This window comes from Hydrogenophaga sp. Root209 (genome assembly GCF_001428625.1).
GTDB lineage: Bacteria > Pseudomonadota > Gammaproteobacteria > Burkholderiales > Burkholderiaceae_C > Hydrogenophaga.
The window spans coordinates 176,222-193,419 of record NZ_LMIE01000034.1 but is presented as its reverse complement, the minus strand read 5'-3'; the positions used below and the strand labels follow the sequence as shown (position 1 = coordinate 193,419).

General features: G+C 58.8%; 17 protein-coding genes and 2 pseudogenes. 15 read left to right on the top strand and 4 right to left on the bottom strand.

Going from position 1 to position 17,198, the window contains the following annotated elements; all coding sequences use genetic code 11:
• The first annotated feature begins 210 nt into the window (after nt 1–210).
• On the top strand, nt 211–1,638 hold the full coding sequence (locus ASE11_RS25105) for an integrase domain-containing protein (RefSeq protein WP_056278582.1): 1,428 nt from the start codon (nt 211–213) through the stop codon (nt 1,636–1,638).
• Nucleotides 1,639–1,732: 94 nt separating this feature from the next.
• Here the strand turns inward: ASE11_RS25105 and ASE11_RS25100 are convergent, their stop codons facing one another.
• From ASE11_RS25100 to ASE11_RS25095, 3 genes are all read right to left on the bottom strand, one after another.
• Nucleotides 1,733–2,215 (bottom strand): helix-turn-helix domain-containing protein, encoded by a 483-nt coding sequence (locus ASE11_RS25100; protein WP_156406497.1) that lies wholly within the window; start codon nt 2,213–2,215, stop codon nt 1,733–1,735.
• A 174-nt stretch (nt 2,216–2,389) separates the two neighbouring features.
• Nucleotides 2,390–2,521, bottom strand: coding sequence for a hypothetical protein (locus ASE11_RS26945; RefSeq protein WP_268766335.1), 132 nt, complete (start codon nt 2,519–2,521; stop codon nt 2,390–2,392).
• Nucleotides 2,522–2,572: 51 nt separating this feature from the next.
• A complete protein-coding gene (locus ASE11_RS25095; RefSeq protein WP_056278606.1) occupies nt 2,573–3,169 on the bottom strand; it encodes a DUF6088 family protein in 597 nt (198 codons plus the stop codon).
• A 325-nt stretch (nt 3,170–3,494) separates the two neighbouring features.
• Between ASE11_RS25095 and ASE11_RS25090 the strand changes: the two genes are divergently transcribed.
• The 8 genes from ASE11_RS25090 (at nt 3,495) to ASE11_RS25055 (ending at nt 11,702) form a co-directional block, all read left to right on the top strand.
• Nucleotides 3,495–3,944: a hypothetical protein gene (locus tag ASE11_RS25090; protein ID WP_056278578.1), complete on the top strand. Its 450-nt coding sequence runs from the start codon at nt 3,495–3,497 to the stop codon at nt 3,942–3,944.
• A 206-nt stretch (nt 3,945–4,150) separates the two neighbouring features.
• A complete protein-coding gene (locus ASE11_RS25085; RefSeq protein WP_056278576.1) occupies nt 4,151–5,353 on the top strand; it encodes a hypothetical protein in 1,203 nt (400 codons plus the stop codon).
• Nucleotides 5,354–5,607: 254 nt separating this feature from the next.
• Entirely contained in the window at nt 5,608–6,630 is a 1,023-nt protein-coding gene (locus ASE11_RS25080; protein ID WP_235501461.1) for a type IV toxin-antitoxin system AbiEi family antitoxin domain-containing protein, read from the top strand.
• A complete protein-coding gene (locus ASE11_RS25075) occupies nt 6,627–7,502 on the top strand; it encodes a nucleotidyl transferase AbiEii/AbiGii toxin family protein (protein ID WP_235501460.1) in 876 nt (291 codons plus the stop codon). The genes ASE11_RS25080 and ASE11_RS25075 overlap by 4 nt, the downstream gene beginning before the upstream one ends.
• Before the next feature lie 535 nt (nt 7,503–8,037).
• Nucleotides 8,038–9,249, top strand: a complete 1,212-nt coding sequence (locus ASE11_RS25070; protein WP_156406496.1) for a hypothetical protein — start codon at nt 8,038–8,040, stop codon at nt 9,247–9,249.
• Nucleotides 9,218–9,805, top strand: a complete 588-nt coding sequence (locus tag ASE11_RS25065) for an RNA polymerase sigma factor (protein ID WP_082586020.1) — start codon at nt 9,218–9,220, stop codon at nt 9,803–9,805. Before ASE11_RS25070 ends, ASE11_RS25065 begins: the two co-directional genes overlap by 32 nt.
• Nucleotides 9,806–9,819: 14 nt before the next feature.
• Nucleotides 9,820–10,548, top strand: a complete 729-nt coding sequence (locus ASE11_RS25060) for a hypothetical protein (RefSeq protein WP_056278567.1) — start codon at nt 9,820–9,822, stop codon at nt 10,546–10,548.
• A gap of 11 nt (nt 10,549–10,559) precedes the next feature.
• Complete coding sequence (locus ASE11_RS25055; protein WP_056278565.1) at nt 10,560–11,702, top strand: hypothetical protein; 1,143 nt, start codon at nt 10,560–10,562, stop codon at nt 11,700–11,702.
• Between the two features lie 141 nt (nt 11,703–11,843).
• On the opposite strand, the gene ASE11_RS25050 is transcribed toward ASE11_RS25055, so the two are convergent.
• On the bottom strand, nt 11,844–13,625 hold the full coding sequence (locus ASE11_RS25050; RefSeq protein WP_156406495.1) for an NACHT domain-containing protein: 1,782 nt from the start codon (nt 13,623–13,625) through the stop codon (nt 11,844–11,846).
• 273 nt (nt 13,626–13,898) lie between these two features.
• On the opposite strand from ASE11_RS25050, the gene ASE11_RS25045 reads away from it, so the two are divergent.
• The 6 genes and pseudogenes from ASE11_RS25045 to ASE11_RS25020 all read left to right on the top strand — a co-directional run bounded on the left by ASE11_RS25045 (nt 13,899) and on the right by ASE11_RS25020 (nt 17,192).
• Nucleotides 13,899–14,681 (top strand): restriction endonuclease, encoded by a 783-nt coding sequence (locus ASE11_RS25045; protein WP_162258092.1) that lies wholly within the window; start codon nt 13,899–13,901, stop codon nt 14,679–14,681.
• 41 nt (nt 14,682–14,722) lie between these two features.
• Nucleotides 14,723–15,061 carry an IS66-like element accessory protein TnpA gene (tnpA, locus tag ASE11_RS25040; RefSeq protein WP_056278559.1) on the top strand — a complete coding sequence of 113 codons (339 nt, stop codon included), beginning with the start codon at nt 14,723–14,725 and terminating at the stop codon, nt 15,059–15,061.
• Complete coding sequence (gene tnpB / locus ASE11_RS25035; RefSeq protein ID WP_156406494.1) at nt 15,037–15,390, top strand: IS66 family insertion sequence element accessory protein TnpB; 354 nt, start codon at nt 15,037–15,039, stop codon at nt 15,388–15,390. Before tnpA ends, tnpB begins: the two co-directional genes overlap by 25 nt.
• A 219-nt stretch (nt 15,391–15,609) precedes the next feature.
• A pseudogene (locus tag ASE11_RS26365) lies at nt 15,610–15,906 on the top strand (transposase domain-containing protein); the annotation flags it as partial.
• Between the two features lies 1 nt (nt 15,907).
• A pseudogene (locus tag ASE11_RS26360) lies at nt 15,908–16,090 on the top strand (IS66 family transposase zinc-finger binding domain-containing protein); the annotation flags it as partial.
• Between the two features lie 79 nt (nt 16,091–16,169).
• Nucleotides 16,170–17,192, top strand: coding sequence for an IS110 family transposase (locus ASE11_RS25020; RefSeq protein ID WP_056278551.1), 1,023 nt, complete (start codon nt 16,170–16,172; stop codon nt 17,190–17,192).
• The last annotated feature ends 6 nt before the right edge of the window (nt 17,193–17,198 follow it).

Below are 17,198 nucleotides of genomic sequence, written 5' to 3'. Positions count from 1 at the left end.
GTGCCGACGACGCCGGCGTTAAACCCCTATCCCCGATCAGTTCAGGTGGGGGAGTTTGAGGTGGCCATAGACGGGGGAATTTGGGTGGCCATCAGGGGCCAGAGCGATCTGGCGGTTTGGGCCTGCCTGAAGGTTTAGGCATGCGGGTGCGTTGGGCGCCCGCAGGTGTTAACCCTCATCACGACGAAAGTCACAACAGGAGAAAGAGAAATGGCGAAAGCATCAGGCAATGGTCGCGGCAAACGTCGCGCACACCAAGTGAAGTCACGTGCGGAAACGCTCACCAGGGGCGGCCCGGGCAGTGCACAGCTGCGCGCCCAAGAAGCGATCAAGGCGCATCCCAACGACCCGCGGCGGCAGATGACGTATTTTCTGCAGGATCTGGACCTTCAGTCCTTCACCGGCCGCAAACGAGTCGTCGCTGAGAAGACTCGCACGGCGTTCGGACGCACTCTGATGAACATCATTCAGGATCTGCGAAAGCTGAACATGCCTATTCAGCGCATCGACGAGATTGGGCAGCGTCACGCTGTGGTGCTAACTGCGTACTGGGCAAATGATCTGGGTCACAGCAGCTCGACGATTCAAAACAAGTTGTCGGCGATTCGCAAGTTTTGCGAACTCATCGGCAAGATGGAAGCGATCCCGAAGCGCGAAAAGCTCTACGTGGCACTGGAGGCGAAAGGTGTTGAAAAATCCGCCGTGACGCGTGCGCAGGTGACTCACGGCAGCAAGAGCTGGAAGGCGGCCGGGGTGGATGCCCAAGCGATCATCGAAGTGGTCGCCGTCGAAAACCCTCAGGAGGCCCTCCTGTTCGAGCTCGAGCTGCACTTCGGCTTGCGTGTCAAAGAGGCGCTGAGCTTTCGCCCGCGTGAGGCCGAGCGCCGTGATGGCATCGCAATCAAACTGGGCACGAAGGGTGGCGCGGGCCGCTTTGTTCCCTTCATGAAGGATCCTTTGAAGCAAGCCAAACAGCGCGATGTTCTTGAGCGCGCGCGCGCCTGGGCTGACGAGCGCAACAACAAAGGTGAGATGGGGTACGAGCGCATGACGATGGAGGAGGCGCGGACCAAGTACTACCACGTGCTGCGCAAGTACGGCATCAACAAGAAGGTCCTGGGCGTGGCGAGCCACGGCCTGCGCCACCAGTTCGCCGCCGACATGTTCGAGGACATCACTGGCCACCGCCCGCCAGCTGAGGGTGAGGAGACGCCAGCGTGGTTCAAACAGAACCGTGAACTGGTTGACCACGCGTACAAGAAAGTGTCAGAGGCTCTGGGCCACTGGCGCAAGGACATCTCCACGGCCTATCTCAGCTCGGTCTCCATGATGAGCAAGATGCAAAAGCTGCGCATCGAAAAGTTGATCGAGATGTTTCAGAACACGCCCGGCGTCGCCACGGGTTTGCTGATGCTTGGTGTGGAGCGTGCGTGGCTGACCGGGCGTGCCGCATTGGGGATCGACATGCCCCACAGCGAGCGCATCGTTCTTACCGTTAACCTTGAAGAGGGCGTCAAGTTGGACGTGCTCAAAGATGTCCACGCGCTGCTTCAGAAGTTGCTTCCTGGCCGCGTTCTCGTCGCCCCACTCCTGATCGGCGTGCAGCCTGAGGACGGTGTCGAGGTGTTCTTTCGCTGATGTGGGTGGTGGGCAGGTGCAGACCTGCCCCTGCTTGGGAATGCGCTGGGCCCGATTCGCGGTCCCCACTCGAGTTTTCCAGCGAGCTGATTTATCAGGCCACCCGCTCTTCAATGAGCGACAAGGCTTCACGCTTGCCCATTGCAATTTTTTCCAAGATTTCAGGAACACGCGCGGCCCTTGGCGAGGCGCCGCCGGACTCCCACTTCCATATTGACAAGGAAGAGACCCCCAGCAGCTGTCCCATTTGTTCCTGGGTGAAGCCGAGTCGGGCGCGTTGGGCTTTCAGGCGCTCCGCAGTGAACATCACCCTGCGACCTGGTTTTCCCCGAGGTGTATCGGGACTGGGTTTGGCTGTCGGCGAAGGTTTGGCCAAGGAGACAGAGGAGGAAAGCGCTAAGCGCAACTTCTCCAGTTTTTTCAAACTCGACTGAAGCGACTTGACCTCCTTCTTCAAGGCCGAGATGTCGACACGTTGGGTCACGCCGAGCTTGCGCATCGCTGTGATCTCCTCGCGCAGTTCCTTGCGGGCTATGCGGGCAATCTCTTTTTTGAGGGCTTCGGCAAAGGTGGTCATGCCTGCATCGTACGACAGAGCCCGCGCCGCATCCCATACTTGTATGAAAGCCGGCGTGTTTCTGGCCGGCGAGTCGGTATTGATAATGGGTGTTTTCAACACCAATTCGATTGGGCGCCCTGAATTTTCACACTGGTCGCATCAGCAAAGTGTGCCTCTATTGAAAGCTCCAGCTTAGGTCCGAGCGGCAGCGTTGGCCCGGGCCTGCACCTGGGCGCAAGCCTGCATCATTTCATCGAAGGGCAGGGCATCACCCATCATGACCTCGTCTTCCAGCATCTTGGCGTAGTCAGCAGCCAGCGCCATACGAGCGGACCCTCCGGGCACGGGTCCCCCTTGCTCAAGGCGAACCAATGCTCAGCCAAGCAGCGTCTCTTCTCCGATGGCCCTGGCCATCCAGGAAGGCAACGCCGCTCGGGCCGCCGTCAGTGCCTGCCACTCGGTGGGCGGCAGCGTGCGACGCAGGGTGCTCAGCGATTCGCTCACGTGGGAGGGCCCGATCCAGGCCAAGGCGCGCACGGCGGAGCCGGCCGGACCGGGACCAAGCGCCAGCATCCAGCGCGGTGCGTGTTTCACCATGATCTCGGAGCGACCGAGCTTGAGATGGCGGGTGCGTCCCGAGGTCAGGTACACCTCACGAATCGGCACCTGTTGGGTCAGCCCCAGGGCATTGGCCGCGTTGGCTCCGTGAGGCGAGACGATCTCGCCATGTTGGGCGGCCAGGGCCTGGACCACTTTTTCAGGTGAGGGCGCACGCGTTCCGAACCGGCTGGATACAGGCATGACGTACGTGCCCCGCTCCACACGCAACAGCTTGCCCTCTTTGGTGAGGCGAGACAAAGCCTGGTCGACCGCATCGCGGCTTCCCATGTGTAGAAATTCCTTGGGCGACAACACGCCTCCCTCGGGCAGGGACTTTGCGTGAAGCAGGATGAACTCGGGGAGCGTGGCCATGGTCATGCAATTTTGTCAGAAACAGACAGTAGTTTCTGACATTTGTCATGCTGATCGTTGCGCTCCATCCGACGTATGTCCTGCTCACAGTCGAAGCTGGACGCGTTTCGTGGGCCAGGTGCCAAGCACGCTGACGTGGTGTCCGGGACGCCGATTTTGGTTGGCCATGTTTCTCGGCTTTGTCGCCCAACGCTGCAGCGAACGGCGTGGCAGAGGCAACACAAAAACTCCCTTGGATCTCTTGACTCCGGTGCTTTGTTTGAGATTCTGAAAGAGAGGAGCCCGAGTGCGCCTCTTCTCACAACCCAACCAAAGTGATTGACCCATGAAAAATGTTCTTCCCTGCCGCTTCGGCCTGGCCACACTAAGCGTCGCAGCTGTGCTGAGTGCGTGTGGCGCCGGATCGAACGGTTACCCCTCCTCAGAAGACGTCAAGGCGTGGCACACCAAGACGGCCAGCAATGGCTATTTCAAGCTGCAGACCGTTGAGATCACGGACCTGGACTGCACAACCCCATCCAGGAAGGAGATGGAGCAACTGACCCGTGCGGCTGCCTTCATGGGTTCAAAGGCTGAAGAGGCGATCAAAGGGGCTGTCAAATGCAGCTACACAGTCAACGCCTCGTTCAGCGGCGTTGACAAGCCGTTTCTCAAGACCCAAGGTTATGAGGTGAATGGACTCAAGCTCACGCGTCAAGGGTTCATGCGTGTGCCCAAGGGCGACAGCTACGAGTGGCAGGGCAGCACCCGCCGTCTGCCGAAGACGCCGGGATGAACCAATGTCGTTCGAGATTGGATCGAAAAAACTTTGGTGACAGCTGCAAGTTGCCTAGAATTCACATCAAGGCGGCCCGCCGTACTTGCACGCGAGTAGAAACAGGTACTCCACACATCGTCATTGATTTCCCTTTTGGGCCTCGTCGTCGGGGACTTAAACGCGTGCGTCTGACCCGACTCGTCGAGGTTAACCAAAGGCAAATCATGACCTTGAGAGAACTTGCGCACCTTGCGCAGCAGACCCTTCAGACCCATGCGGGCTGCCCTGTCAAACGAAGCCATGTGCACGAACTCCTGGCTGCTGCGTTCGGCCATCGTTCATGGGCAGCGTTTCGGGCTGTTGCGGTCCTGGCCGATGCGGGTGTTGGGGAACGGCCGTCCGGCGCATCGCCCCAGGTGATCGGTCGAGCGGTTCAACTTGGCTACCACCAGCAGGCCGCGGCTGAGATAGCGCGGTCGTTTCTGGTCTTCATCGCTGAGCACCAACTCTCCTCTGTCTCCTGGTCTGCGTTGGGTGCCGCGCTGGCACTTCCGGTTGTTGCTGAGGGCGACGACCAGGACGATGAGAACGATGACTACGAGGAATTCGAGGACGTCAGGTCGGCAGCCCCTGTGCAGCCGACGGGTGCAGCACTTGAGCAGCTCATGCGCTCACCACTGCTGAAGTCCAGCGTGGAGGAGGCGGCCGAGTCTGCCAACCCGCATGCGCACTTTCTCCTGGCCGCGCTCTACCGCTGCCGCACCCCAAATCCCTACCTGTATGAGGAGTCACTCAAGGGCCGGGTGCTCAATGCTGCCGAACGTGGCTGGGTTGAGGACTACCTTCGCCTGGATCCCCAGCACCGAAAATACGAGGCGCATCTGAAAGCGGCAGCGCTCGGTGGCGTACGCGCGGCGGCATTGGAGTACGGGACCCACTTCGAGAGTCGTGATTTCATAGAGCTGGCCGAGCGGCTCACCGGTGACGTTGATGCGTTCATGATGGCGCGGGCAGCTACGACGCCAGAGGCACGTGCATCTTGGCTGCGTGTGGCGGCCGAGCGAGGGGTTCGTTCGGCACTGGAGGAGCTTGCGCACCAAGGCGACGCTTGGGCAGAGGAGCGCTTTGCGGAGCAGGGCGATATCCACTGGCTGCGGATAGCCGCAGAGCGAGCGGTCGAGGGCGGTGATGCAATGCGCGCGTGGACCTGGCAGTATCTGGCGCTCGAGCATCGGGTCGACCTTACCCGTTCGACCATGGCGGCGTACCACGACGGTGGTCAGCAGGATGGGCAGTTCTACGACAGCGACTTCGGTGGGTCGATGTATGTCGACGGTGACGAAGGACTGGTGCTGCCCGCATTGAGACCCGCTGATCACCGAACGGCCAAGGCTGAGGCGAAGCTGATTTTTCGCAAGTTTTCGTAGCTCGGACCTGGTGCCGGCGAATTGGGGGCGATCTATTGGATCGCTCCCAATTTTCAGAAGAGGCTTGGGTGATGGGGGGCTTTCCACCGACGGCCATGTCATGTTGTCAGCAACTCGGACAGCGAGGGCTGTTGAGAATTCTGATGGAGCTTGCTCGAGAGTAGCCTGGCCAGCTGTACTTAGTGTGGTCGGCCTAAAATCTGTCCTAAGGACAGATTTTAGGCCGACCACGTGAACATTGCAAACATACAATATTGCGATCGAATGCCAAGTACAGTAAAATTAACGTCCTTAGGACGTTAATTTTACTGTACTTGCCTACCAGATCAGAATTTTCAGCTGCCGCCGTCGCTCCTGCAGAGGGCATTGCAGACCGATTGGCAACGTGGGAGCGGCCAGTCGTCACCGACTATGAGCTGGGCGTTCTGCTGTGCGCAACGCGTCCGGAGGCGGACGCCACCATCGAGCAGGGCTTGTACAAGGCCATTGTGGACCGTTTGAGTTCCTTTCACCTGATCTCGCCGGCCAAGGAGTTCAAGCCTGGGGCGGTGTTCCAGTTGTTTGGCCGCCCCAAGCCCTCCGCCATGGAGGTCGCGTGTGCGGTGGATCCATTTGCCTGTGTGACCCACCTCAGTGCGATGGAGTTTCACGGTCTCACGGATCGCTTCTCCAAGATCCTTTACCTGACGACCCCCCCAGACAAGGAGTGGAGAGAGCAGGCTCAAGACAGGATGGCCAGGGATCTCGGCCAACACATGGCGGTGCACCGCGCAGCCAGGCTGCCGATGTTGCGGTACTTGGGCTTCGAGCGTGTTGAGGGTGTGCGTGTCGAGCTGATGCGGCGCTCCAGCCGCGGGGCATTCAAGGCTATCAAGTCGCCCTCGATCAGGGTTGCCATGGTCGGCAGGGTGTTTCTGGACATGGTGCGTGAGCCCGACAACTGCGGGGGCATGCAGCACGTGGTGGATGCCTACCGCGAGTACGGCTCACAGTACTTGCTCCTCATCCTGGATGAGATCGATCGCCACGGGAAACCCATCGAGAAGGTGCGAGCTGGCTACCTGCTGGAGGCGGTTTGCAGAATCCAACATCCGCGCATCGACGGCTGGAAGGACTTTGCACAGCGTGGCGGCTCGCGCATGTTGGATCCCCAGGGCGAATACGCCCCGACGTTCTCTGAGACCTGGAAACTGTCGATCAATGTTCCCTCGTTGTTGACTGACGGTCGCGCCGGGGAAAATTCAAGTGGGGAAGACTTGGACGGGGAGGGCACTTGAGGCCGTTGAACGAGGTGGACATGGAGGCCTGGGTGCAGCAGGCTCCCGACAAACCCCAGAGAGGTTTTCGGGAGGCGGTGCACATCATCCTGGAGAGCATCGGGCGCTCCCAGCACCTGCAGGCCAGGATGGTGATGAAGGGTGGCCTGTTGATGGCCATTCGATACGACAGTTCGCGCTACACCCGCGACATCGATTTCTCCACCACCGCGCCCTATGTTGCCGTGGAGGCGCAAGAGCTGATCGCCGATCTGGAGCAGCACCTGGCGGCCGCCGCAGACCGCTTGCCTTATGGGACAGCGTGTCGTGTGCAGTCCAGCAAGATCGAGCCCAGGGGCGAGAACAAGACCCACCAGACACTGGCGCTGAAGATCGGCTACGCGGACATGGGCAGCGAGGGTGCGATGAAACGCCTTCTTGCTCGCAACTCCGCTCAGGTGGTGGAAATCGACTACAGCTACAACGAGGTCGTCTTCGGGGTGGAGGTGCTGCAGCTCGATGGCGGCACCACCATCCAGAGCTACAGCTTGCACAACATCGTCGCCGAGAAGCTGCGTTCCTTGCTGCAGCAGCCGGTGCGAAGGCGCAACCGTCGCCAGGATGTTTACGACGTGTGTCTGTTGCTGGACTCGTCCGACTTGGTCGACGCGTTGGGAGAGCAGGAGTTGGCGAGCATCCACCACATGTTGGTGGACTCCTGTCGCTCAAAGGGGATCGAGCCGGGGCCGCTGTCGATGGACGACGAGGCGGTCGTGCGCATGGCGCGCCAGGGGTATGAGGGGCTGAAGGACGATGTCACGGGCGACCTCCCGGACTTTGAAGAGGCCATGGCCCGGGTGCAGGGGCTGTACCGCTCACTGCCGTGGCAGTAGGAAACCAGGCGAACGATTGCCTGTGGTGTGGTCGGTGGTGTTGAAAACACCGATTATCGAGACGAAGCCGGCAAGGCCGAGATTGGGGTGTTCGACCGATTTCGGCCAGCCGCTCTCGTTCTCAGCTTCATCGCTGTAGGAGCGTTGTGCAGCGAGGCTGTGTGGTAACACTAGGGCAGCCCGCGCAAGTCTCTCGCACCTCGCAGCTTTGTCTGTTTTTGCGAACTGACCCCGTCTGAGATGCCGTCCAAGGTGGTGCTGGAGCACGCTCGGGGCTGTAGATCGACCCGCAGCGGCCGCAAAGGGCGCCTATGCGCCCAACAACTGCATCGCTTTCCTGGTTCGCTCGAAGCCAAGGTAGATGAAGTCTGTCTTGTCAAATCGGCCTTCAGCCCTGGCATTGGATGTCATGGGCTTGGGAACGCCTATTGTGTGAGAATGCCCGCGGACTGCGCATCGCCTATGACCTTGATACTCTCGCACTGTAAAGAAGAATTTAGCGCAACAGCTGGTGTTTTTCCTGAGGGGAGGCCTCGTGCTTATTTTAGTGAGCGACTTGCATCTCGCAGATCATCCCCTTAGGGCGTCGTTCGAGGCCAGCGCGTTCATACGAGAAGTTGCCGCGCAGGTCGATGCGTGTCCCCAGGACGATAACGTTCGCCTCATCTTGTTGGGTGACATCTTCGAGCTTCTGAAGACCCCTTTATGGAACAGCACGAACCTGCGACCTTGGCATAAACACAGCGTCGAGCTAGAGTCCTTTGTGTTGAGGCTCACCGAACAGGTCATCGCCTCCAATGAGCGCTTCTTCAGTGGACTGCGTGACCTCAAGCAAGATAAGTCCCTCCAAGTCGAGCTTTTGCCTGGTAATCACGATGGCCTTCTTGGCGGAGATTCGGGCCGACTAGCGCGCGCCGCGTTGCGCAGAGCACTGAACCTCACCGGTGGAGACGCTGCCTTTCCCACCTCCTATTCAGACGAAGCGCATGGCATATGGGCACAGCATGGCCACGAATTCGACGTGTTCAATAGTCCATCAAAGATCTACCCCCGATTCGTAGCCGGAGACGTTGTCGTTGTAGAGCTCGTTGCCATGCTCCCAACGAGGGTTGCTTGCCGTCTGGGTATTGAGGAGGACGATCGGCGGCTTCGATTCCTGCATGAGCTTGACAACGTACTGCCTCAGACGGGAAAAGGCCTTGTGGCCTGGATGCAGTTTGGTGTGAGCCGCTTGGCTGAGTCGGAGCGGGGCCCTATATTGACGGCCTTGAAGGACGCTTTGGCGGAATGTATTTCCTCGGCCAGAGCCGAGGCGAGGGCACACGGCGATCTTGGTGATGGCCTATCGAATTTCTTGGCTGCCATGGGACGATTTGTGGCTTCCCGAGGCTTGGCTGCCGCGAGTAAGCTCGTAAGGTTTGAGCCCTTGAGCGTTGGTGAGCTCAGTGCGGTTCATGGCAGGGCTCTTGCGATTGCAGGTGCGCAGGCGCTATCCCATCAAGATACATTTCTTTTTGTTGCGGGACATACGCATTCCCCGACTCACTTGGCTATGCCGGTCGGCAACGATCGAGTGATTACCTACATAAACTCCGGCACTTGGCGAAGGGTATACCTCTGTGTGAACCCGGACTCAGGTGGGCGCTCTTTTGCCACCTACAACGAGGAGTCCATGCTGGTGGTCCAGAAGCGTGTCGACAAGCACCCCCCAGCCTATGACTTCAGAAGACAAGTCAGAGGTCTTTGACCGCCACGGTGTTTTCGCCGATGCAGCCATAGGGATGCTAGTCGAACTCATCCGGCTTGAGACTGAGCCTGCCGCATCTCACGCCGCCAAGGAAATCGCTCGCCGCTTTTCGCCGCTCATTCGAAGCTACTGGTACTCCAAACGCTGTGGGGAGTACGACGATTTTTCTCAAGAGGTCCTCACAAGGTTGTTCGTCGCTCTTCCTCATTTGCGTGAAGCTGAGGCTTTCCCGGGGTTGTTCCGCCAAATTGTCGTAAGGGCGGCTGCAGACTACTGGCGGCGGTTTCAACCGCTTGGCGAACACGTACCTGAAGAGGAGATGGAAGAGATAGCGGATCCGGCTGGTGACTTCAGCGAGGAGCTCGTTACCAAGCTCTTCGTTCTGTCGTACTTGGACAAGCTCCCACCGCGCGAGCGTCAAATCTTGTGGATGCTGTACTACGAAGACTTGGATCCCGTAGAAATTGCGAACTTATTGAGCATTTCCCAAGGCGCGGTGCGCACCACAAAGGTGCGAGCACTTACTAGGCTTCGAGAAGCCCTCAGGAAAATGTAACAGGGGAGGGGGGAATGATGCGTCCAGACGATATCTCGCGACCTATTCATCAAGAGCGGCCGAACCGCTCTGCAGAGAGCACCCTGTCTGTGGCGGGGCGGTACCTAGTGAAATTGCGCGAAGCGAAGAGCATGAGTGAGTCAAGGGGCTATTGGCCCATCAAGACCTGGATGACGGAGCGCGCTGAGCGTAAAGCCAACACGATGCGCCAGGAAGCTCACGGCGACTGGGGTGAGTTGTTCATCCGATTTCGACCCATTATCTCTGTTGCATTTGAACGTGGAGTGTGGCTACATGATCCGACAAGTTCGAGAGTCGATTTTGTCAACCGCGTGGTCATGGCGCTAGTGGATGAGGTCGAGCGCGACCTGTCGAATGACTGTTTTGCAAGCCTCCTGTGGACGGCGCTAGAGGTGGCCGTCCAGCCCCACGCGGCGGATATCCAAACGCTGCACTCTAAATTGCACTTTAGAGCAGTTGTGGACTCTTGCGCTCATCAGCGCGCAGTCCAAACGATAGTGCTGCTTGCCTATCTTCGTGGCGAGCACATGGCAACGAATGGGCAGGGCGTACCTCTTTTGACCGATCTTGAGTTTGGCGAGCTTGAGCGAGCATGCCAAGAAATTGAGGGCTGTTTGCTCGCATGGGGCGATGGCTTAGATCATCGTACTGGAATGGCTTTGAGCAATAACGCGCTAGGCAAGGGAAGCTCTGGTGGTGTTGTTCTTGGTTGGATCCAATAAAGGAAGTTGAAATGACTGACACCGTTCGTGAAAAAACTGTCGAAGAACGTCGTAAAGCGGCCAGGGAGTCGCTAGATGCGTTTGCGCGCCAGTCAACTGCGCTAATGGATATTGGAGCCAAGGAAGCTTCAGCGGCTAGCCACGCTTATCTGGAAGCCAAGAAGAGAAGTCTAAGTACGGATGAGGCCGCAAAGATGATGGCCTCTGCTGTTGAGAGCACCAAAACAATGAGACTTGGTGCGTTTGCTTCGGAAATTGAGCCCGAGGACCAAAAAGCCTTTTGGGGAGATATTGTGGCGGGAGTTGTAGTGCCCGCCACAATATTATTTCTCATCTGGATCGTGGCTGCGGTCGCACACTCTGACATTGAGTTTCGCTACGTCGCGATGTGCGCGGCAGCACTGCTTTTATCCGCAGGGTATTTGCGCAGAGTGCTGTCACGCTCAGAGAGTACGAAGCTGGTGGAAGGAGCCCTCAGTTTGTTTAGGGTTAACTCATCCGTAGTTTTGAACTCTGTGGGTGCTCTAGTCGTGGGGGCGGTTGTCCTCGTGGCTGGCGGTGGCTATCTGATTGAGAGTCGCGAATCAAAGAACATTGCCAGCAACTCGCTGCTTTCGGCCGAGTTCAGCAGAGTCGATGCAGCGCTAGCGATGACGCTGGCCGCGAGGTCCACGGACGCAGAGCCACGGCAGGTCGCAGAGTTGGTCCAAAGGGCGACGGGACTGGCTTGGACAATTGAGAGAAGCGATGCCAGCGGTGCAGTTCTCGCCCGCGCCAGCCTGCAGGATCGGCCTGGCACTGTGCTTGTTCGGTACGTAGACACACCACAAGCGTCAGAGCGCATGCTTCAGTCAGAGTTGGAAGTGAACGGAAAACCGGTTGCGGTTGGACACTATTTATATGGTGTGGTCGAAGCACCCGACATAGGAAAACCCGCGAACCTGCGGGAGATGCGCCTGCGCTTAGAAGACAGCGCCGAACTCGCCGTACTTCAACTACCCGCCAACACACTGCCGCCCGCTCCTGGAACTGCGATATTGGCACGTGAGAGCGAGCATGGAGTAGCGGAGTCGATTCTGTATGTCGATGCCGTTCGGAGGTCATTGCTTGTCGCCGGCAAGCAAGGCATGGCTGCGCCCGCCCCCAGTAAGTGATTCTTTTGCGGAAGCGAGTCTCCGCTATGGGTTGCGGCAAGAGAGGGCACATCGGCCGCCAATGTGTCCTTAGTTCAGTTCGGCACGTTGATCGCCGCATCAAACCTGTTCGGCGAAGTACTACGGGTATGTTTGCCGTTCTCAGCGGCGTTCAAGAAATGCACCGACGCCGACTGGCAGCTCCGAGTCGGCCACGGAAATCAACTCGATTTCAATTGCCCGAGCGGTAAAGAATTCCTGAAATGAGAAGTGCGAAAACCGCATCTGCATGCCCGACGTCGATCGAATGGACGAGGGGGTAAGCAGCGAAGATTCCGCAAAGAGCGGGTCAAGGCGCTCGGCCGTGGGAATGTGCTCACGCGCGACGGCTTCGACGGTTACATCGTCAATTTCTGCCTTTAGCCCAAGGCTACCGTTCTCCACGCTGCACATCCGCGCCGCGATGGCAGTCATAACGTCCGTAAGCTTCTGGACGAAGATCGCAAGATTGCTCAGGGCCTTAGGCAGGTCGCGCCCCGGGGCAGAAAAGTCCCTCATGAACTTGCGTTGCGTCCACTCGCTATAGAGGGCTCGTTGGTTGTCGAACAGCTGCATGTCACCGGCCAAAGCAAGGTCAATCGCCATCGCCAACCAAAGCGGGTGACCAGCAACCAAAGGCAGCCGCCGTTGGTCCAAGAGAACCCGCAGCGGATCGAGCGCGCGGCGGTTCGAATCGGTCAGCGAGGCCACCCTGTCAAGCATCTGGTTGCAGGTGGCCGTCGACCAGTCTGTCAGCTCGATGACGGTTGTCTCGATGGCGCGACTGAGCCACACCTGTTGCTCCTGCGGCTGTAGCTCCAGGTAGCGATTGAAGAAGTGCTCCTTGCGCGTGGTGACGATGACGGGAATGCGCAGGCGCCTGAGTTCACCGGCAAGCCTTCGAAAACCGTCTGCCCGCGAATAGATACGGTTCTCATCCAGACCATCAATGATGAGAACCGCCTTGAGGTCGGTGGATTGAACGGCATCGCCAAGACAGGCTCCTCCGACCCGTTGCAGTTCTTTGATGGCAATGCCCGAGGCATCGGCCAAATCCTGCAGGCAGCCGGTATGTTGCAACAGGTGCTCCAGAAGAGCCGTCTGACTGCCACCGCTATAGACGACATGGAGTAGATTCGCTGCTGGAACAAGTAGGCGTGTATATCCCGCAGGAAGCTTGAGATTGCGCATGAGCGTTGTCTTGCCCATTCCATATGCACCGATCACAAGAGAAAATCGACCTTGCGTAGGGATCAACAGTTCTTCGATGAGCTGTGAAGGCGCTATCGGCTGGTCAGCTTCAATTTGACCTTGTGCGGCTCCGACATGCAGGCGCCATCGACGCTTGACTGCGGGGACATCGTCGATGACAACCTCGTCAAACGAAAAGATCTTGCTGCGTTCGCGGTCGACCTGATCGCTCCATCGCCGCAGGGCGTCGATCACTCCGGCGGTGAGATGGCGTTCAAGAGCCTTGACCAAGTCATCGAGAGTCCAAAGGAGTGCCTCAATTGCAACGCCCCCCGAGACAAGCTGCCCAAGCTTGCTTTCCACGCCTTTCGCAAACACTCGATTCCTACCGCTGCGGTTCGACAGAATGATGTAGCGCTTGCACTTGAGGCCCGACTTGCCGAACTTGCGCACCGACTTTGCTACTTGCTCGACGTGTCCGTCTCTGAGCTCGTCAGCCGTGACCTCAAAACCTTTGCACTGGATCACCACGGGGAACACGTCGCCGGGGATCACAAATCCCATGTCGACACCCTTCTTGTCCAAGTCTTTCAGACTGGAGGGGTGTACAAGCTCAGGGAACAGAAGCTTCAACCATGGGTAGACGACGTGCTCGAAGTCTCGTCCGCTTGCAGCTTGTAGTCGGTGTCGAACATCCTGAAATGCCGGGCTCACACGCGCTTCTCCTCGGGCGTGTAGGGTGGCAGTTTCAAGGCTCTCAGCCGATTCATCGCACCGAGTTTGCCATGTAACTGGAAGGCGGAAGAACGCACTCCCTGACCGAACAAAGCGTTTCAGGGATACCGCCGCCTTGCCAGCGTCCGACCAATCTCTTGCCGCAGGACGGAGCCCTCGCGTGCAGAATCTGATTTTCTATCAATGGCTTGCTGATCGTCACCGAGCCATGCAATCAAGTTTTCCCGGAGGACTATGCCCACCATTAAAGAAATGCAGCTACCCAAGCCGGCGAACTGGCAGGACTTTGAGACCATCGTTGTAGATGCCTATTCTCAGAGGTGGAAGAGCACGACCCTGCAGAAAAACGGTAGGTCGGGGCAAAAGCAGCACGGCGTTGATATCTACGGACACGATGACATCGGCCGTCCCATCGGCATCCAGTGCAAGAGATTCCAAGGGGCATTTACCCTGGATGTCATCGAAAAGGAGGTCATTGCCGCCGAGAAATTCAAGGGCCAGCTAGTGACTTTGTTTGTGGCCACGACCGTCGATTACGACGGCCCCTTGCAGGAGAAGGTCCGGCTGCTTTCGGACAAGCGAGTGGCAAGTGGGAAGTTCGCGATTGCGCTCATTTTCTGGGGAGACGTCGTGAGTGGACTATGTCTCAACCCCGCCGTGTTCAAGGCTCACTATCCGCAGGTGACCCTGCCCTTATCGAGTGAAGTGGACAGGGAGCGGCTGGTAGCGGCGCTGGAGGCAGGCTACTACGGTGCGGACTTGTGGAGCTATGTGTGCTTGGTTTTCGGTGAGGTTGGCCAGATGGCCAATGCGGATCCCGATGAGCTGTATGCCACGCTTCCGGCGATCGAACGGCGTGTTCTGCAACTTCTCGCGCCAGCAGATGCGGAGCCCATCATTGAGTCCCTCAGGGAAATTCGCACGGGTTGCGAAGCGCCAAAGAGGCGCAAGAGCGACTGGGATCCTGTCGAAGACCACGCAAAGAGGGTTCAGAGTAAGCGCGCGGCCATCCCACCCTTGAATGCATTGGCCTAAGCGGCAACGATGGTGTCCACCAAGCGATTTAGGTGGACACCATGAATGAATCCAAGAAGAAGGCCCGCCGGCGATACGGCGCCGATCTCAAGCAGCAAATCCTTGCCGAGTGCGCCGAGCCAGGCGCTTCGGTGGCCGGCATTGCCCTGTCGCACGGCATCAACGCCAACGTCGTACACAAGTGGCGACGCCAAGTTAGTAGCGCGCTGCCTGCACTCCAGGCTCCCGCATTCGTTCCGGTGCCGCTGCCGCCCGCGGCGTGCACACCTGCACCAGACATTCACATCGAGCTGCGCCGCGGCGCCATCAGCGTCTCGGTGACCTGGCCCCTGGAGGCAGCCGAGCAGAGCGCCGTGTGGATGCGAGAGCTGCTCAAGTGATCCGGGTCGATGCGCTGTGGCTGGCCACCGAGCCGCTGGACATGCGAGCGGGCACCGAGACGGCGCTGGCTCGCGTGGTATCGGTCTTCGGCGCAGCGCGCCCGCACCACGCCTACCTGTTCACCAACAGAAGAGCCAACCGCATGAAGGTGCTGGTGCACGACGGCATCGGTGTGTGGCTGGCGGCCCGGCGCCTGAACAGCGGCAAATTCGTCTGGCCGCGTGATGCGGCCAGCACCGCTTCGCTCACCCGCGCACAGTTCGATGCGCTGGTGCTGGGCCTGCCCTGGCAGCGCCTGGCTGACGGCGGTGTCATCACCGTGGTCTGACTCTGAAGCGCAGACTGGTGCTTGCCAATTGGGGCATGCGCCAATGGTGCGCGTGTACCAGTGCTGGCACAGTGAATGCCCATGGTGGTCGAGCCTCAATCCCTGCAGAGCCTGAGCGCAGAAGAGCTGCGTGAGCTGACCACGCGCCTCATGACGCAGCTGCGCCACCAGAGNCAGAGCCTGAGCGCAGAAGAGCTGCGTGAGCTGACCACGCGCCTCATGACGCAGCTGCGCCACCAGAGCGCGTTGCTGGACAAACTCACGCACGAGAATGCGCTCTTGAAGCGCATGAAGTTTGCCGCTCAGTCCGAGCGCTTCAACCCCGAGCAGAAGAGCCTGCTTGAAGACGAGATCGAGGCCGACCTGGCGGCCGTGGCCACCGAGATCGATGCGCTGCAAGAAGCGCAGGCGCCCGCCCAGGTTGAAGAGAAGAAGGTTCCCAAGCGCGCGCCGCTGCCAGCCAACCTGCCGCGGCGCGAGATCCGCCACGAGCCCGACTCGACCACCTGTGCCTGCNGTTGAAGAGAAGAAGGTTCCCAAGCGCGCGCCGCTGCCAGCCAACCTGCCGCGGCGCGAGATCCGCCACGAGCCCGACTCGACCACCTGTGCCTGCGGCTGCCAGATGAAGCGCGTCGGCGAGGACGTGGCCGAGAAGCTGGACTACGTGCCTGGCGTGTTCACGGTGGAGCGCCACATCCAATGGGATGGACGCCCCCACCTAGTTCCCTCGTTGTGACAGAGTTCAAACTCCGAAGCGTCTTTGTCGAAAGGAGCACATCATGCAGATCAGGACCATTGGCATTGATTTGGCGAAAAGCGTATTCCAGATACACGGCGTGGATGAGCGAGGCCAAACAGTGCTGAAGAAGCAGATCAAGCGCGCCCAGCTTGCAGAATTTTTTGTAAATCTCCCAGCCTGCCTCATTGGAATGGAGGCTTGCGGAAGCGCTCATCACTGGGGGCGCAAGCTACAAGCCATGGGGCATGACGTTCGATTGATGGCGCCACAATTCGTAAAACCGTATGTAAAGACAAACAAGAATGACGCTGCCGATGCTGAGGCAATCTGCGAAGCAGTGGCCCGTCCGAACATGCGCTTCGTACCCATCAAAACCGTTGAGCAGCAATCGGTTCTGTCTATGCATCGGGTACGACAAAGCTTCGTAGCAGCGCGCACCGCCCAAGCGAACCAGATTCGAGGGCTACTCAGCGAATTTGGAATTGTTGTGCCGCAGGGGATCTCGAAGATTGCACAGTGCGTACCAGACCTCATCGAAGATGCGACGCTAGATCTTCCAGGGCAGTTCCGCACGCTGATTGATGGACTTCTTGAGCATTTGAAGGAGCTGGATCGGCAGGTGACCGAGCTTGAGGGAAAGATCAAGGCATGGCACCGTCAATGCGCGCTGAGTTCGAAGCTCGAAAAAATCCCAGGTATCGGGCCCGTCACGGCAAGCGCGCTGGTGGCATCGATCGGCGACGCCAGGAACTTCAAGGACGGTCGCCAAGTTGCGGCCTGGCTCGGTCTGGTTCCAAGACAACATTCAACCGGCGGAAAGCAAGCGCTTCTTGGCATGAGCAAGCGAGGCGACTCCTACCTTCGAACGCTGCTCATCCACGGAGCGAGATCGGTAATCGCAAGGGCTCGACTGTGCCTGGACACTGATACATGGCTCGGAAAGCTCATCGAGCGCAGAAACCCGAACATTGCGGCAGTCGCGCTCGCGAACAAGAACGCACGCATCGTTTGGGCGTTGCTCGCCAATGATCGAGAGTTCCGCCCGGACTACGCCGTTGCGTAGTCCGGG

Bases quoted from the DNA above. Each gene is read 5' to 3' on its own strand.
- ASE11_RS25100 (WP_156406497.1), bottom strand. From the start codon at position 2,215: ATGACCACCTTTGCCGAAGCCCTCAAAAAAGAGATTGCCCGCATAGCC.
- tnpA (WP_056278559.1), top strand. From the start codon at position 14,723: ATGAATGAATCCAAGAAGAAGGCCCGCCGGCGATACGGCGCCGATCTC.
- ASE11_RS25055 (WP_056278565.1), top strand. From the start codon at position 10,560: ATGACTGACACCGTTCGTGAAAAAACTGTCGAAGAACGTCGTAAAGCG.
- ASE11_RS25065 (WP_082586020.1), top strand. From the start codon at position 9,218: ATGACTTCAGAAGACAAGTCAGAGGTCTTTGACCGCCACGGTGTTTTC.
- ASE11_RS25060 (WP_056278567.1), top strand. From the start codon at position 9,820: ATGATGCGTCCAGACGATATCTCGCGACCTATTCATCAAGAGCGGCCG.
- ASE11_RS25020 (WP_056278551.1), top strand. From the start codon at position 16,170: ATGCAGATCAGGACCATTGGCATTGATTTGGCGAAAAGCGTATTCCAG.
- ASE11_RS25090 (WP_056278578.1), top strand. From the start codon at position 3,495: ATGAAAAATGTTCTTCCCTGCCGCTTCGGCCTGGCCACACTAAGCGTC.
- ASE11_RS25095 (WP_056278606.1), bottom strand. From the start codon at position 3,169: ATGGCCACGCTCCCCGAGTTCATCCTGCTTCACGCAAAGTCCCTGCCC.
- ASE11_RS26945 (WP_268766335.1), bottom strand. From the start codon at position 2,521: ATGGCGCTGGCTGCTGACTACGCCAAGATGCTGGAAGACGAGGTCATG.
- ASE11_RS25085 (WP_056278576.1), top strand. From the start codon at position 4,151: ATGACCTTGAGAGAACTTGCGCACCTTGCGCAGCAGACCCTTCAGACC.
- ASE11_RS25045 (WP_162258092.1), top strand. From the start codon at position 13,899: ATGCAGCTACCCAAGCCGGCGAACTGGCAGGACTTTGAGACCATCGTT.
- ASE11_RS25105 (WP_056278582.1), top strand. From the start codon at position 211: ATGGCGAAAGCATCAGGCAATGGTCGCGGCAAACGTCGCGCACACCAA.